General features: G+C 45.6%; 16 protein-coding genes and 1 riboswitch. Of the genes, 4 read left to right on the top strand and 12 right to left on the bottom strand.

The window, feature by feature from the left end:
• Nucleotides 1–30 precede the first annotated feature (30 nt).
• From ABIA61_RS10155 to ABIA61_RS10145, 3 genes are read right to left on the bottom strand one after another with little or no spacing between them, the layout of a single operon-like run.
• Nucleotides 31–918, bottom strand: a complete 888-nt coding sequence (locus ABIA61_RS10155; RefSeq protein WP_283654739.1) for a MetQ/NlpA family ABC transporter substrate-binding protein — start codon at nt 916–918, stop codon at nt 31–33.
• 44 nt (nt 919–962) lie between these two features.
• Complete coding sequence (locus ABIA61_RS10150) at nt 963–1,625, bottom strand: methionine ABC transporter permease (protein ID WP_404580676.1); 663 nt, start codon at nt 1,623–1,625, stop codon at nt 963–965.
• Nucleotides 1,615–2,640, bottom strand: coding sequence for a methionine ABC transporter ATP-binding protein (locus ABIA61_RS10145; protein ID WP_283654737.1), 1,026 nt, complete (start codon nt 2,638–2,640; stop codon nt 1,615–1,617). The genes ABIA61_RS10150 and ABIA61_RS10145 overlap by 11 nt, the downstream gene beginning before the upstream one ends.
• Nucleotides 2,641–2,779: 139 nt before the next feature.
• Here ABIA61_RS10145 and ABIA61_RS10140 point away from each other — a divergent pair, with 139 nt between their 5' ends.
• Nucleotides 2,780–2,965, top strand: a complete 186-nt coding sequence (locus ABIA61_RS10140) for a hypothetical protein (RefSeq protein ID WP_404580675.1) — start codon at nt 2,780–2,782, stop codon at nt 2,963–2,965.
• A 4-nt stretch (nt 2,966–2,969) separates the two neighbouring features.
• Here ABIA61_RS10140 and ABIA61_RS10135 read toward each other — a convergent pair whose 3' ends face one another.
• From ABIA61_RS10135 to desA, 7 genes are all read right to left on the bottom strand, one after another.
• Nucleotides 2,970–3,971 (bottom strand): Gfo/Idh/MocA family protein, encoded by a 1,002-nt coding sequence (locus ABIA61_RS10135; protein ID WP_283656195.1) that lies wholly within the window; start codon nt 3,969–3,971, stop codon nt 2,970–2,972.
• Nucleotides 3,972–4,164: 193 nt separating this feature from the next.
• Entirely contained in the window at nt 4,165–5,073 is a 909-nt protein-coding gene (locus ABIA61_RS10130; RefSeq protein ID WP_283654736.1) for an Rpn family recombination-promoting nuclease/putative transposase, read from the bottom strand.
• Nucleotides 5,074–5,282: 209 nt separating this feature from the next.
• Complete coding sequence (locus tag ABIA61_RS10125; protein WP_283654735.1) at nt 5,283–5,921, bottom strand: deoxynucleoside kinase; 639 nt, start codon at nt 5,919–5,921, stop codon at nt 5,283–5,285.
• Nucleotides 5,918–6,541: a deoxynucleoside kinase gene (locus tag ABIA61_RS10120; protein ID WP_283654734.1), complete on the bottom strand. Its 624-nt coding sequence runs from the start codon at nt 6,539–6,541 to the stop codon at nt 5,918–5,920. Before ABIA61_RS10120 ends, ABIA61_RS10125 begins: the two co-directional genes overlap by 4 nt.
• Nucleotides 6,542–6,722: 181 nt before the next feature.
• Nucleotides 6,723–7,322, bottom strand: coding sequence for a response regulator transcription factor (locus tag ABIA61_RS10115; protein WP_283654733.1), 600 nt, complete (start codon nt 7,320–7,322; stop codon nt 6,723–6,725).
• Nucleotides 7,319–8,452 carry a sensor histidine kinase gene (locus ABIA61_RS10110; protein ID WP_283654732.1) on the bottom strand — a complete coding sequence of 378 codons (1,134 nt, stop codon included), beginning with the start codon at nt 8,450–8,452 and terminating at the stop codon, nt 7,319–7,321. The genes ABIA61_RS10115 and ABIA61_RS10110 overlap by 4 nt, the downstream gene beginning before the upstream one ends.
• Nucleotides 8,453–8,524: 72 nt before the next feature.
• Complete coding sequence (desA, locus tag ABIA61_RS10105) at nt 8,525–9,580, bottom strand: Delta(5) desaturase DesA (RefSeq protein ID WP_404580674.1); 1,056 nt, start codon at nt 9,578–9,580, stop codon at nt 8,525–8,527.
• 219 nt (nt 9,581–9,799) lie between these two features.
• Nucleotides 9,800–9,884, top strand: a riboswitch (ZMP/ZTP riboswitch).
• A gap of 113 nt (nt 9,885–9,997) precedes the next feature.
• On the opposite strand from desA, the gene ABIA61_RS10100 reads away from it, so the two are divergent.
• Nucleotides 9,998–10,864 carry a bifunctional 5,10-methylenetetrahydrofolate dehydrogenase/5,10-methenyltetrahydrofolate cyclohydrolase gene (locus ABIA61_RS10100; protein WP_404521063.1) on the top strand — a complete coding sequence of 289 codons (867 nt, stop codon included), beginning with the start codon at nt 9,998–10,000 and terminating at the stop codon, nt 10,862–10,864.
• Nucleotides 10,861–11,496, top strand: coding sequence for a cyclodeaminase/cyclohydrolase family protein (locus tag ABIA61_RS10095; RefSeq protein WP_404521062.1), 636 nt, complete (start codon nt 10,861–10,863; stop codon nt 11,494–11,496). Before ABIA61_RS10100 ends, ABIA61_RS10095 begins: the two co-directional genes overlap by 4 nt.
• Before the next feature lie 182 nt (nt 11,497–11,678).
• Here the strand turns inward: ABIA61_RS10095 and ABIA61_RS10090 are convergent, their stop codons facing one another.
• Nucleotides 11,679–12,701, bottom strand: coding sequence for an ABC transporter substrate-binding protein (locus ABIA61_RS10090; protein WP_283654729.1), 1,023 nt, complete (start codon nt 12,699–12,701; stop codon nt 11,679–11,681).
• Nucleotides 12,702–13,015: 314 nt separating this feature from the next.
• On the bottom strand, nt 13,016–13,408 hold the full coding sequence (locus ABIA61_RS10085) for a winged helix-turn-helix transcriptional regulator (RefSeq protein ID WP_404580673.1): 393 nt from the start codon (nt 13,406–13,408) through the stop codon (nt 13,016–13,018).
• A 142-nt stretch (nt 13,409–13,550) separates the two neighbouring features.
• Between ABIA61_RS10085 and ABIA61_RS10080 the strand changes: the two genes are divergently transcribed.
• Entirely contained in the window at nt 13,551–14,225 is a 675-nt protein-coding gene (locus ABIA61_RS10080; protein WP_283654728.1) for an NAD(P)H-dependent oxidoreductase, read from the top strand.
• The last annotated feature ends 46 nt before the right edge of the window (nt 14,226–14,271 follow it).

Genomic DNA, 14,271 nt, shown 5'->3' with positions numbered 1-14,271 from the left:
TATGCTTTCAATCCTGTTTTTCAAACACCCTTATTTCTTTTGCGCTTTGACATCCGCCACCAGCTTATCTAATGTAGCCTGTAGTTCCTCCGCAGACTGGTCTACCACGACGTTGGCTCCTTTGGAATCCTGTTTTACAGCCTCCGCTACCTCCGGATCATGGTACAAATCCACAATCGTTTGGTAGGTTGCATTGTCCTTATCCTCCGCACGGGCGGCAAATACGTTGACATAAGGCTTCGCTTCCTCGCTACTTGCATCATCCTTGTAAATGGACGCGTCCAGCTTGAACCCGGCATCTGTAGCGACACCACTATTCACAGCCGAAGCTGCTACATCAGACAACACACGCGGCGTCTGTTGGGCGACGACAGGAACGATCTCCAGCTTTTTCGGATTGCCTTCAATCTCATCCGTGGTTGGATACAAGCCTGCATCCTTCTTCAATTCAATCAGCCCGGCAGACTGGAGCAGCTTCAAAGCACGTCCCTGATTGGAGGGATCATCCGGTATAGCAATTTTGGAGCCGTCAGGAAGTTCCGATACATTTTTGAATTTTTCGGAGTACAGCGCCATCGGAGCAATGACCGTTGCACCAACGGGAACGATATTCAGATCATTTTCCACGTTGAACTGACTGAGGAAAGCCAAGTGCTGAAAGGAGTTCAAATCCACCTCTTTATTGGCAAGTGCCTTGTTGGGCAACGTGTAATCCGAAAAGCTGATCAGCTCGATTTCAATATTTTTAGCCTCCGCTTTCTTCTTGAGCACATCCCAATATGTGTCTTCCGACCCGGAAACCCCGATTTTAACATGCACCTTTTCATTTGCACCTGAGCCTGAACCGTTAGCCGAGCACGCAGAAAGAAGAGATACACTAAGAATAGCGAGCAAACCCAAACGAATCATTTTTTTCATGTCCATTTCCCCTTTAATCGTTATGTAAGATACCTGATTTCAAATCAGCGTCGTAAAAATTTACGTGACAGGTAGTTCCCCGCATATTGGGCAACCTGTACAAAAATGATCAGCAAAACAATCGTGACAATCATGACCGAGGTATCGAACCGTTGATAACCATAGGTCATCGCCAGATTCCCCAAACCTCCCCCGCCTACGGTGCCAGCCATTGCAGAGAAGTCAATCAATGCCACTGTAATAGACGTCAGCCCGAGAATTAAAGGTCCCAACGCTTCCCGAATCAGCACACCCGTGATGATCTGATAAGGAGTCGCCCCCAACGCCTTGGCCGCTTCAATCATCCCCGGGTCGATGGAAACCAGATTATTTTCCACAATCCTCGCTACAGCAAAGGCAGCTACAATGGTCATCGGGAAAATAGCCGCCGAAGTGCCAATGGTGGTCCCCATAATCAAGCGTGTAAACGGGCTAATCGCTACCAGGAAAATAATAAATGGAATCGGCCGGATGATATTAATCAGCAAATTCAGAAGCATAAATACAAATTTGTTTTCAAACAGGCTCCCTTTGCGTGTCACATACAACAACAAACCAATGGCAAGCCCCAAAATACTGGCGAAAACCAGCGTGACGACAACCATCAGAAGCGTTTCTCCTGTAGCCTCCACCACCTTCAGCCAAAATGTATCCCAATTAACTCTCATGATCGACGACCTCCCTGACTTCTACCGTCGTTCGCAGTTCTTCCACGACCTTATCAACCTCGTCTTTGGCCCCGATCAACTCCACAATGAGGCTGCCGAACAGCGCTCCCTGTAGCTCATTAATGCTGCCGTATACGATGTTGTAATCCAGATTGTATTTGCGTGTAGCCCTCGACAGCACGGGTTCACTTGTCGCCCCATCCCGAAAAATAAGTCTGTACAGCCGTCCGGCATGGTGCTCCCGAATCTTGCTCAGTAGTTTGGGTGATAGCTGATCATTCAGCACTGAGCGAATAAAATTTCTCGTCGTTTTCGTCTGTGGATTGGCGAATACATCGAACACATTGCCCTGTTCTATCACCCTGCCATTCTCCATCACCGCGACACGGTCACAGATACTACGGATCACGTTCATTTCATGGGTAATGAGTAAGATCGTAATCTGATATTCCTCATTGACCTTTTTCAACAGCTTTAATATATCTTCTGTCGTCTCCGGGTCGAGCGCAGAGGTTGCTTCATCACATATCAGAATATCCGGCGAGTTCGCCAGTGCTCTGGCAATGCCAACCCGCTGCTTTTGACCGCCAGATAGCTGCTCTGGATAGGAATCTGCCTTGTCCTCCAGCCCTACAAATTGCAGCAGTTCCTTAACACGAGCATCAATCTGCGCCTTTGGCAGTTTGGCCAGCTTCAGTGGATATGCCAGATTCCCATACACGGTACGCGAGTTGAATAAATTAAAAGTCTGGAACACCATCCCGATCCGCCTTCTTAAGTCCCTTAGCTCCTTGGGCCGTATACGGGTAATATCCTGATCATTCACGACAATTCGCCCTCCCGAGGGACGCTCCAGCAAATTCACAAGCCGCAATAGCGTGCTTTTACCTGCTCCACTGAAGCCAATGACGCCGAAAATCTCTCCTTTTTCAACGGATAACGAAACCTCTTCCAGTGCACTTACCTTTCGATTGGGCAAAGAAAATATTTTGCTGACCTGTTCAAACTTAATCAAACCTGCTTACCTCCTTACATCTGCACCTCTGCATTCCCACTTTTTTAGTAATCCGGTTGAATTAATCGGAATTATAGCCTAAAAAAAGCTCCTTTGGCTCCTTTTATACCGGAGGTGGGATTATTTAACTATATACCGTATGGTTAACACCTTAAGACAAGAAGGAGAATCTGTCAATAAAAATGAATACATCCTTCATCCTCCTGTGATCACAGCCGCTTACACTATTGGACATATAGAACCAAAAAAGGCCGACCGGATGTTTGCAAAATTCGCAAAACCGGCAGCCCTGTCTCCCGTGTTAAAGGGTATCGTTAATCACTAACCAACTAATGTGCAGACGTATTTTTCAAATCCGCTTCAAAACGAAGACCAATCTGCTGTCTTGCATCCTCCATCACTTCAGCGACTGCGAGTGAACACTCCAGTGAATTAATGGAGCTATTACGTTCTCCGCTTTTAATCAGATCAATAAACTCCTGAATTTCATAATACATCGGTTCACGGGTCTGTGCTTTCGTCAGATCCTCAATCGTGCCGTCCCGATAATGAATTTTCACCTCATACGGCTGGCTAATTTTGTCGATCACCATCGTTCCATTCTCACCCTGAATTTCGGCAGGCAAATATGAATCGGTAATCTTGGAATGCATGACGACGGCGTCCATATCCGGATATCGCATAGCGATGCTGCCTTCCCCATCTACACCAGAGGACAAGAGCACGCCAACCGCGCGAACTTCCTCCGGTTTGCCGAACAATGCCACCATAGGATACAGGCAATAAACCCCAAGATCCATCAAGGAGCCATTCGAAAAAGACGGATTAAAGGCATTCAGCACTTTTCCTTGCTTAAAAGCATCAAAGCGTGATGAATATTGACAATAACTTGCAAAATAACGCCGGACCCGACCAATTTTATACATATGGTCCTTAACGATTTTAAAGTTTGGCATAAGCGTGGACTTAATGGCCTCCATCAGCAAAACATCATTGTTGCGCGCAGCCTCAATCATGCTCTGCACCTCCGTTGCATTGGAGGCAAGCGGCTTCTCGCACAGCACGTGCTTTCCGTGATTCATACACACAATCGCTTGCTCCGCATGCAAGGAGTTGGGACTGGCAATGTATACGGCATCCACCTGATCACTTGCAGCCATTTGCGCCAAGTCTGTAAATACCTCCGGATGGCTGCTGTACTTGGCGGCAAAGGCTTTGCCTTTATCCTCTGTTCGTGAGTACACCGCCGTCAGGGCAAATTCGTCCGTCTCTACCGCGGCTTGAATAAATCTCTCCGTTATCCAGTTGGTTCCAACAATACCAAAACGTATCACAGTATCCCATCCTTCCCCGTGAGTCATTTACATTTAATATATGTATCTATTCTCGCATTCTAGCTTAAGCTTGTCCACTATACGGTTAGGCATACTTCGTCCTTAGAGCTTCTCATTCGACAAAAAAAGACTGCGGCCATCAGCCAAATTCATTCTGATTGTACCACAGTCCTTGAATGCTGTTTCTAATTTATACTTTCAGCGAACGCACCTCTGGCTCGGATAAGCCAGATGCTTTTACAATCACTTCAATTTCAAGCCCCATATTCAGCATATTTCGTGCGATTTCAATTGCCTTCTGGCGCTCTCCTTCAACTTTACCTTCTGCTTTACCTTCTGCCTTTCCCTCTGCCTTACCTAGCTTCAAACCTTCTTCCCTTGCGCCTTCGATCATGGAAGCCTCATCATGCAGGTACTTTTGTCGGGCTTCATACTGTAAACGCGCCTCTTTATCCTGACTTAGAAACTCCAGCGTAGTCATCGCCTTTTTCAAACCGGGTTCATTCATGGCTAGTACCTCCCATTGAGATAGATTACTTCCCTTTAGAAACAGAAGCCAGTTGACCAAGCCACCGCTACCAGCCGGAATCTCGTGTTCATCCAGTTTGGTAAGTTCCAAAAAATGTAACTCCATATCATCACTAAACGAAATGCCCGTACGGTCCTCTGTCAAATGAAACACATTATGATAACGGCTGTTCGGTAGGAAGGAATAATTCAAAATGTTGATCGTTACACACTTTCTCAGCAGCTTATAGGATTGGCCTTCGTACAATTGTCCTGCATACTGCTTACTCCAATAAAACAAAGTTCGCTTATCCATGTCATACTTATTGAAAAGCTGCATCTCCACATTAATGAGCTGACCTTCCGTCGTTCTGGCCCGAATATCCAAAATAGACTGCTTATCATGCGGTGCGTCCTTATCCGTATACGGATTCAAAAGGACAATTTCCGTTAATGGAGGTTTCCCCGCTTCCTCAAAGGTACGATTTAGAAAAGTTAAAAGCACATCACGATTTTCCTCGCTTCCGAAAATGCGCTTAAACAAAAAGTCATTGCGGGGGTCCAGCATTTCTACCACTAGAATCAACTCCATCTGCTCATATTATACCACGACAATGAATAAGAAAGCACAGAAAAGAACATATGTTCCTATATCCATCAATCAAAATATACCAGCTTCATGATCGCCAATCCATATTCCTGATGGATCATTTTCAGCGTGCTTACCTGCACAGATGTGCAAGGCTTTTAGAAATGTGTAACACAAAAAAACCGTCCTCACGGACGGTCAACAATTTTTATTTATTTAGAAATTACCTTGCCTACCTCTACCAAAATGGCATCCATAGAAGCGGGATCATGCACGTCATATTCATCAATGTTCAGACGCAGCACAGGACAGGCATCGAACTCGTTGATCCAATTGGAATATCTGCGATACATTTGCTCCCAATAAGATCGTTCGGTCTGGATTTCCATTTCACGACCGCGCTCCTCGATCCGGCTCAGTATGGATGGCAAGCTGCCTTCCAGGTAGACCAGCACATCCGGGTGCGGGAAAAACGGTGTCATCACCATCGCCTCAAACAAACTGGTATACGTTTCATAATCCGTAGGGTTCATCGTCCCCTGATCGGCATGCATTTTCGCAAAAATTCCTGTGTCCTCATAAATCGAACGGTCCTGCACAAAGCCTCCACCGGATAAGAAAATATTTTTTTGCTCCTTGAAGCGCTCGGCCAGAAAATAAATTTGTAGATGAAAGCTCCATCTTTCGAAATCGTGATAAAACTTCTCCAGATATGGATTATGATCCACCTTCTCCAGTGAGGTTTTAAAGCCCAGGCGTTCAGCCAAAGCAGCCGTTAGTGTGGATTTCCCCACACCTACCGTGCCCGCTACCGTAATCAGGGCATTCGCGGGAATGTTGTATTTATTCATTGAATAAGCTCCTTTACATCAGAAACAATCTGTTCAAATTGTGCTCGGTTTTCTACAAAATCAATCTCATTCCCGTTAACGGTCAATATCTTGGGAAAAGGAGCCTGTTTGGCAAGAAATTGTATGCCATTATCATAATCGGTGATGAGCTGCTCCAGATATGCCGGGTCCATCTCCTGTTCAAAGGAGCGCGCCCGTTTGCGAATTCTGCCCAGCAACGTATCCAAATCGGCCTTAATATAGATGATCATATCCGGCTTAGGCATATCGTCGGTGAGCAAATGATAGATTTGGCGATATTTTTCGAGCTTCACACCCTTTAGGGTTCGCTCAGCAAAAATCAGATTTTTATAAATATGATAGTCGGAAATAACAGGCTGTGCCTTCTCAATATATTGCAGGCCAGTATCCTCCAGTTGCTTGTACCGATTGCAGAGAAAGAACATTTCCAGTTGGAAGCTCCACTCATCTATATTTTGATAAAATTTATCGAGAAACGGGTTCTCCTCGACAATCTCTTTAATAATCGGCATATGCAGCTCCGTTGAAAGCATGGAAGCCAACGTCGTTTTTCCTGCTCCGATCGGCCCTTCAACGGCTATAAATGGGGCTTGTTTCATACGATTCCGTTCCTCCTTGTACTACGGTCCATCCCATGGACAGCTATCCTATTGTATCACAAGGAAGTAGACTAAAGGCATATACTTTCTCTTATGTATCCTCCGATAAAACAACAAAACAGGGGAGCTATGTCTTCCTTCATAGCTCCCCTGTTTCTCCTTGAACATTTCTGCCTTACGCTTATTTAAACCAGCCTTTTTCATTAAAACGCGTAATCGCCTCAATTCGATTGCTGACACCCAGCTTATCCAGAATGACTGAAATGTAATTGCGCACCGTTCCTGTCGTTAGGTACAGCTCACCGGCAATCTCTTTGGTGTTCTTCCCATCAGCAATGAGCGACAAGACGGTCTTCTCACGCTCGGTCAGCGGGTTAACTTCCGCATAAGCATCATCGACCAGCTCTGGAGCATAAATGCGGCGGCCTGCCATAATACTTCTAATCGAGGAAGCCAGTTCTTCACTGGGACTGTCCTTGAGCAGATAACCGTGCGTGCCTGCCTTGATGGCCCGTTCAAAATATCCGGGACGGGCAAATGTGGTCAGAATCAGCACCTTGCAATTCAAGCCTTTGAGTTCCTCAGCCGCATCCAATCCGCTTTTGATTGGCATTTCGATATCCATGATGCATATATCTGGCTGATGCAGCTTGACCAGCTCTAAAGCCTCTTCCCCGTTGCTTGCTTTTCCGACTACTTTCATGTCCTCTTCCAAGTCCAGCAGGGAGGCCAAAGCACCCAGCAGCATACGCTGGTCTTCCGCAATGACGATTCGAATCATGGCCCCACCTCCTCATTTGGCTTTTCAGTAATATTCGGCACTTTTATGATCAGGGCCGTTCCCTGATCTGAACGCAGCTCCATACACCCGTTCACAAATTCGAGCCGTTCCTTCATCCCTTGCAGACCATTCCCCCGAAAGGCTGCACTTTCTCCCGTAACGCCGACTCCATTGTCCTGAATCCGAAGGGTCAGCTCCTTACGAGACGGCTCAATGGTAATGGAGCAGGCTGTAGCGCCACTGTGCTTCACCACATTGGTCACCGCCTCTTTCATGCACATACTAAGCACATTCTCGTTCATCAAAGACGTATGCTCCAGCTTTGGGTCGCCCTCCAAGGTGAATTCAATGTGAGCAGCCTTTAAAATCTGCCGAATACGCAGTAATTCATCCTCTAATCGCATACCTCGCATCTGAGTGACCATTTCCCGCACTTCTTTTAACGCACTTCTCGCCGTAAGACGAACATCGTTAATTTCAGCGTGAGCCCGCTCCGGGTACTGATCCATCAGCTTGCCAGCCAAATCACTTTTCAGTCCGATGAGTGACAGCTTTTGACCGAGAGTATCATGCAGGTCGCGCGCAATTCTTTGCCGCTCCTCCAGCTTAATCAATTCCGATATTTTCTTATTGGCATCCTCTAATTGCACTTGAAGCCGATCACTTTTATTTCGGTTAAAAGTGGTTATCGGAATCAAGATTACACCAAGCAGATTCAGCAGAATAAAGGGAATCTGCTTAATAAAAACAGGATTTCCAGAAACAAAACCATAATTGATCAATCCAATGGTACAGACCATCAGAACAATATACAATGTAGTGAATGCGGCCTTGCTTTTGATATTACCAATCAGGAAAGCGATAAATATCGAGAAATACATATAGCTGAATAACAACGTCATGGTAATGGATATCGCAATCTGTACACTGGTCCAGAAGTAGATCAGCCAACCTTGAGCGACAAAAGCCAGTACATAACAAGCAAAAAACACTAAAATAATGATGGTACCCAGCACAATATGGCTTGTAGATGAGGAGCTAAAAAAATAGAAGGGCAGGATATAAAAGACGACCCATACATAAGGGTTAAGTCCCGTATTTCTTTGAAAAATCTGATACCATTTTTGCATCCTGCCCACCCTTTATCATTTCACTAATTCAGCTTATATCCCTTATCTTATCATACCGTGTTTCGTACAAAGTTATTTTCTTTCCGTACTCACAACAGGTGTGGGGACGGGTTTCGTAACGGCAGCACGTTTGCTGAGCAACGGCTTCACTTGTTTAAAGGTCAAAAAGGTTTTCGTGCTTTCATCCCAAAGCCGGAACTTCAGAGATTGCAGACTTGTGCTCACCGTGATAGTCGTCGCTTTTTGAAGCTGCGGGGTGGCATCATGCGCCTTCTCCAAATTGTAATTCGGTACTTTCGGACTCAAATGATGAACGTGATGGAAGCCGATATTGCCCGTAATCCATTGCAACACCTTAGGAAGCTTATAATAAGAGCTGCCTTCTACGGCTGCATTAATATAGCTCCACTCTTCATCATGCTCAAAATACGAATCCTCAAACTGATGTTGTACATAGAACAACCAGATTCCCAGCACACCTGATACAAAAAAAATAGGTGCCTGTATCAAAACAAAATTCTGCCATCCGATGGCCCAGCACAACAGAGCGTACAATACGACGAGGGATACATTCGTCAAATAGGTGTTTATTTTTTCCTTGCGTTTTGCCTTCTTTGTGTTAAAGCGATAGGAAATCAAAAAAGTGTAGATCGGACCGAGTCCGAACATACCCCATGGACTCCGGTATACACGATAAGCCAGTCGTGTCCATGCAGAAGCTTCTACATACTCTTCCACCGTAAGCACCCACATATCACCTGTGCCCCGTTTGTCCAGATTACTGCTGGTTGCATGGTGGATCGCGTGGCTATTTTTCCATTGGTCATACGGGCAAAGTGTAATAATACCTGTAATCGTGCCCACAATGTCATTCAGCCTGCGGCTTTTGAAGAACGATTGATGACCGCAATCATGAAAAATGATAAATGCTCGTATAACAAATCCGGAAGTAATAATAGTAATCGGAAGAGTCAGCCAATACGATACCGACAGACTAAGATAAGCGGCATACCATAGCAGAATCAGTGGACCCAGGGTGTTAATGAGTTGCAGAACGCTGGATTTCGTGTTTATTTTCTCGTAGGGAGCCATATTTTTTTTCAATTGGGCTAATGGGAGTTGTGTCATACTTATTTATGATCCTCCTTTAAAATGACGCCCATACTTTGATCTCGTCAGGCGTACATGTTGATCTAACCTCAGTATAAGGGGATACCTGTGTTGGATGTAGTCATAAACGTCAGTTCGGGAATATGACATTTGTCATATAGACAAATAACATGACCTCTTTGCCAATTGTTCACGGGTTTCTTTTCGGAAGATTATTTGTTAAAATATAAGGTAAATAACGCTGTATGTGACTGGCGAAGTCAGTGGAATCAACCACGAGGGAGCATACAATGAAAGCGTGCCGTTCGCCTGGGAGAAGTATTTGCAGAGGATTCGTCTGTTGTGACGACCTTGTGCAAATACTTTTTTTCGTTTTACAAGACCATGACACCCTGTTGATTCCATCATGCGATAAATTCAGAGGAGGTTCAGACTATGGCTATCATTATGAAATCCAAAGAAGCAGCTGAGCAAGTGTATGCAACGATCCGTAACAAAGTAGAACAAATGAAACAGCAAGGGCATCTCCCTCATTTGGCAACACTGTTGGTAGAAGGTGATCCGGCCTCTGCCTACTACGCCCGGACCAAGCAAAAAATAGCGGAGAAGCTGGGCATCTCCTTTCATCTTCATACCTTTGACCGCCATGTAAGCGAAGCTGAACTCCTTCACCTGATCGGCAGCCTGAACGAAGCCTCTCATGTACATGGTATTATGCTGGAATTGCCTCTTCCCCAGCATCTATCCGCCTCCGCCATTAAACAATCCATCGCCCCATACAAGGATATTGATGGAATTACCCCAGGCAACAAGCTGGCTACCGTTACAGGTGAAGCCGGGTTGTATCCCGCTACGCCTCAAGCCTGTATTGAGCTGCTCAAGCATTACGGTCACACATTGGCAGGCAAAAATGTCACCCTTGTCGGCATAGGACAGACAGTGGGACTCCCCCTTTTTCACATGCTGCAAAGAGAAAATGCCACCGTTACCGCCTGTCATGCAGGCACACGTGATATTGCAGAGCATTTGAGCCATGCAGACATTGCCTTTGTCGCAGTCGGATGCCCTGATGTGATTACACAGGATATGGTTCATCCCGGTTTGATTTTGGTAGATGCGGGAATTAACGAGACGCTGGAGGGAAAAATAGTGGGGGATGCCGCTTTGGACGTTGGGGAAAAGGTACATGCGATTTCTCCGGTTCCCGGCGGTGTCGGCACATTAACGACTGCAATCTTGTACAAAAATCTGCTCAAAGCGATTGATCTGCAACACTACTCCAGAGAGGTGGCCTATTCATGAGTGAATTGTCGTGGAGTGATTCCATCGGACATTTTCTAAGAGAGGCTGGAAGTGCAGCACCTACTCCCGGCGGAGGAAGTGTATCCGCACTGGCAGCGGCACTGGGCGCGGCTATGACCTCCATGACCGCCAACCTTTCCCAAGGAGAAAAGTACGCGCATGTTCATGGACAAATCGCCGAAGTGATTCACAGCATGGAAAACCTGTCCACACGCTGTGAGGAACTGATGAACGCAGACATTCAATCCTTTGAACAATACATGACCGCATTGCGCTTGCCCAAAGAAACAGACGAAGAAAAACGCTATCGAACCCATTCCCTACAGACCGCGGTGATCGCCGCCATTGAGGTGCCGATGCGTTTGCTGGAAGTATGCCGGGACGGAATGCAGCGTGCCTACAGTATCGTGGAGCTGTCCAACAAAAATGTCATTTCTGATCTCGGCATAGGGGCGATCCTGTTCGAGGCTGCCGCCCAATCCGCCCTGCTCACCGTTGACATTAACCTTGCTTCCCTGAAAGATTTGGATGCCAAACACGCCTATGAAGCGAAAACGGCTGCACTCATTCGTGAAATTGGACAAATCAAAGCGCAAACCTTATTGATCGTACGCAGCCGAATAACGGGCTAAGAAATAACCTCCAAATCCATCTCTAAGCATGGGTTTTTGGAGGCTATTTTTTTTGGAATTGATTTGTTTTGGATATCTTAGAATGTAACCGATTGCAACAAAAAACGATCTCACAAAAAAAGCACCTCACCCACGGCCATACTGCCCATGTAGTAAAATGCTTACGAATGTGGATCATATACTTATTTTTTCGCTTTATTCTCTGTTTCTCTTTCAATCAGCATATCCACGATCATATCAATCTGCCCGGTAATGGCGATAGGATCATAGCGATAGTACGTATCAAAGTCGTTAAAGAACACTCTATTGTTCTTCACCGCAGGCAGGTTCCCCCACACAGCGGACGATTTCAACTGCTTAAGCGCGTCTCCCTTTTTCTCCGGGTCATAGGTTGTCAGAAACATATAATCTGCGGCGTACTGTGGCAATACCTCCAGCGAAAGCTGTACGGTTTGTTCCTTGGAGTTGGTCGTTTTCTTCGGCATGTTCAGCTTGAGTGCATTGTATACCGCTTGTCCTCCACGACCTGCATTGTCACCGAAAATCCAAAGAGCGTTTTTGTCCGTCAGCTCATACAGACCAAAGGTAGCATTGGGATCAATGACGCCTTTAAGACGTTCGCGGCCTTCGGCAGCCTTTTTATCAAATGCAGCAATAAATTGCTCTGCTTTCTCTTTCTCCCCGGTGATATCACCAAACAGCTTGACCGTATCGTAAATATTCGTAGTCGTTCCGTAAGGAATATACAGCGTAGGTGCAATTTTGGACAATGCCTCATAGTTGGTATCCTTCATCACCACAATCAGATCGGGCTTGAGTTCCAGCGTCTTCTCCAAATTGGTCGGGTCACCCACCTCTTTGGTCCCTTTTTCCTTGAGCAAAGCAGTTATGAAAGGATTTTGAAAGGCCGTCGGCTCCACACCCACCACATTAGCCCCTACGGACAGTAATTCTCCGCCGTAAAAATCCGTCACAATACGCTGCGGTTTGGCCGGAATTTGAATATCCCCTTTGACCGTTTTAAAGCTTCGCATCTGACCGTCTGTCGTATCAGCATTTTTCTCTCCAGTGGAAGCTGACTCTTGCTTATCTCCTGGAGATGAAGCGGAATTACTTCCATTGCTGTTTCCGCCGCAAGCGCTAACGAATATAGACAATACGAGCATCATTGCAGCCAAAATAAAAAACGATTTTTTCTTCAACATATTAGCCCCCTATGTATTGTAAAATTGACCTTTTCAATTGCGTGATAATGATTATCAATATCGTATGAAATATATCAGGCAGCTTCCCTGCTGTCAACTTAAAATCGAAGCTTCAAAAAAGAGAGGAACTGGAGAATACCTGACCAAATCATCCGATGAGTGGTTCATTCTTATGAATCATTTGATTCCAGTCTCTCACTGGATTTATGCAAAATGCTCTTATTGATAAAGCGTAAAAGGCACTACGATATATGCTCTAGCATACGATCGTAAGTGCCTTTTTCGCGTACCTGTATTGATAGATGAACATCCCTCTACAAGCCGGGCTTGGATGGCTCCATGCAGCTTTCTGATGAACGATGCCTGGTTTTATATTCTTCTCCCCAATCCTTCATTAAGTTAATAATCGGAGTCAGAGTTCTTCCAAATTCGGTTAGAGAATATTCGACTTTGGGAGGAACTTGCTGATAGACTTCACGGTGAACTACACCATCCTCTTCCAGCTCGCGTAACTGGAGCGTCAGCATGCGCTGAGTGATCCCCGGACAGATTCGCCGAAACTCACTAAACCGCTTGGTTCCATACATTAGATGATATAAGAGAATCCCTTTCCATTTGCCTCCAATCACATCCAGTGTGTACTCCACCGGGCAGGCCTGTTCCTTTCCATCGGGACATTCTCCAAAGCCGCCTTTCCGATTTCGCATAGGTATTTTTCCTCCTAGTATCATTTTGTATACTACAGCACATTAATGTGCGTACTTCTAAAACGGTCATGTATATTCTAATATTAAGCATGCCACTTGATAAGCGTCAATTCAATCATTATTCACAAGGAGTGAATGAACTATGGAAACCTTAACAACTGCTAAAAATCAAATCTTATCTGCATATGAGTTCAGACATGCTACCAAAGAATTTGACAGCCATAAGAAAATCAGCGACTCGGACTTCGATTTTATTCTCGAAACAGGTCGTTTATCCCCCAGCTCGTTCGGCTTTGAACCCTGGAGATTCGTTGTCGTCCAAAGTAACGCCATGCGTGAGAAGCTGCTCCCGTACTCTTGGGGAGCCAAAAAACAGCTACCTACAGCGAGCCATTTTGTACTCATTCTCTCCAGACTGCCTAAAGACATGTTGGCCTCATCCGAATATATCAAGGGTGTAATGGAAAACGTACAGCAATTGCCTGCTGAAGTGGCTCAAGGCAAAGCAAAGGTATATGATGACTTCCTGAAATCGGATTTTGAGCTGGAGGAAAATGAAAGAGCGATGTTCGAGTGGGGTTGCCGACAAACCTACATCGCACTGGGCAATATGATGACAGCGGCAGCTCAAATCGGAATTGACTCCTGTCCGATCGAAGGTTTTAATAAAAACAAAATTGAACAAATTCTTTCCGAAGAAGGCATCATGGATGCCGAGCATTTCGGCATTTCCTGCATGGTGGCTTTTGGATACCGTCTGAATGAGCCGCGTGGAAAAACTCGGCGACCTGCGGATCAAGTTATTGAATGGGTATAACTAAAGGACGAGTAGACCAAAAAGAACCGAAAGCGATATGCTCTCG

It is taken from the genome of Paenibacillus sp. RC21 (assembly GCF_044907935.1).
GTDB lineage: Bacteria > Bacillota > Bacilli > Paenibacillales > Paenibacillaceae > Paenibacillus > Paenibacillus terrae_A.
The sequence above is the reverse complement of the archived record's forward strand: the minus strand, read 5'-3'. Positions and strand labels throughout refer to the sequence as shown.

Bases quoted from the DNA above. Each gene is read 5' to 3' on its own strand.
- ABIA61_RS10080 (WP_283654728.1), top strand. From the start codon at position 13,551: ATGGAAACCTTAACAACTGCTAAAAATCAAATCTTATCTGCATATGAG.
- ABIA61_RS10090 (WP_283654729.1), bottom strand. From the start codon at position 12,701: ATGTTGAAGAAAAAATCGTTTTTTATTTTGGCTGCAATGATGCTCGTA.
- ABIA61_RS10115 (WP_283654733.1), bottom strand. From the start codon at position 7,322: ATGATTCGAATCGTCATTGCGGAAGACCAGCGTATGCTGCTGGGTGCT.
- ABIA61_RS10140 (WP_404580675.1), top strand. From the start codon at position 2,780: ATGGTTAACACCTTAAGACAAGAAGGAGAATCTGTCAATAAAAATGAA.
- ABIA61_RS10125 (WP_283654735.1), bottom strand. From the start codon at position 5,921: ATGAATAAATACAACATTCCCGCGAATGCCCTGATTACGGTAGCGGGC.
- ABIA61_RS10155 (WP_283654739.1), bottom strand. From the start codon at position 918: ATGAAAAAAATGATTCGTTTGGGTTTGCTCGCTATTCTTAGTGTATCT.
- ABIA61_RS10085 (WP_404580673.1), bottom strand. From the start codon at position 13,408: ATGCGAAATCGGAAAGGCGGCTTTGGAGAATGTCCCGATGGAAAGGAA.
- ABIA61_RS10095 (WP_404521062.1), top strand. From the start codon at position 10,861: ATGAGTGAATTGTCGTGGAGTGATTCCATCGGACATTTTCTAAGAGAG.
- ABIA61_RS10100 (WP_404521063.1), top strand. From the start codon at position 9,998: ATGGCTATCATTATGAAATCCAAAGAAGCAGCTGAGCAAGTGTATGCA.
- desA (WP_404580674.1), bottom strand. From the start codon at position 9,580: ATGACACAACTCCCATTAGCCCAATTGAAAAAAAATATGGCTCCCTAC.
- ABIA61_RS10110 (WP_283654732.1), bottom strand. From the start codon at position 8,452: ATGCAAAAATGGTATCAGATTTTTCAAAGAAATACGGGACTTAACCCT.
- ABIA61_RS10120 (WP_283654734.1), bottom strand. From the start codon at position 6,541: ATGAAACAAGCCCCATTTATAGCCGTTGAAGGGCCGATCGGAGCAGGA.
- ABIA61_RS10130 (WP_283654736.1), bottom strand. From the start codon at position 5,073: ATGGAGTTGATTCTAGTGGTAGAAATGCTGGACCCCCGCAATGACTTT.
- ABIA61_RS10150 (WP_404580676.1), bottom strand. From the start codon at position 1,625: ATGAGAGTTAATTGGGATACATTTTGGCTGAAGGTGGTGGAGGCTACA.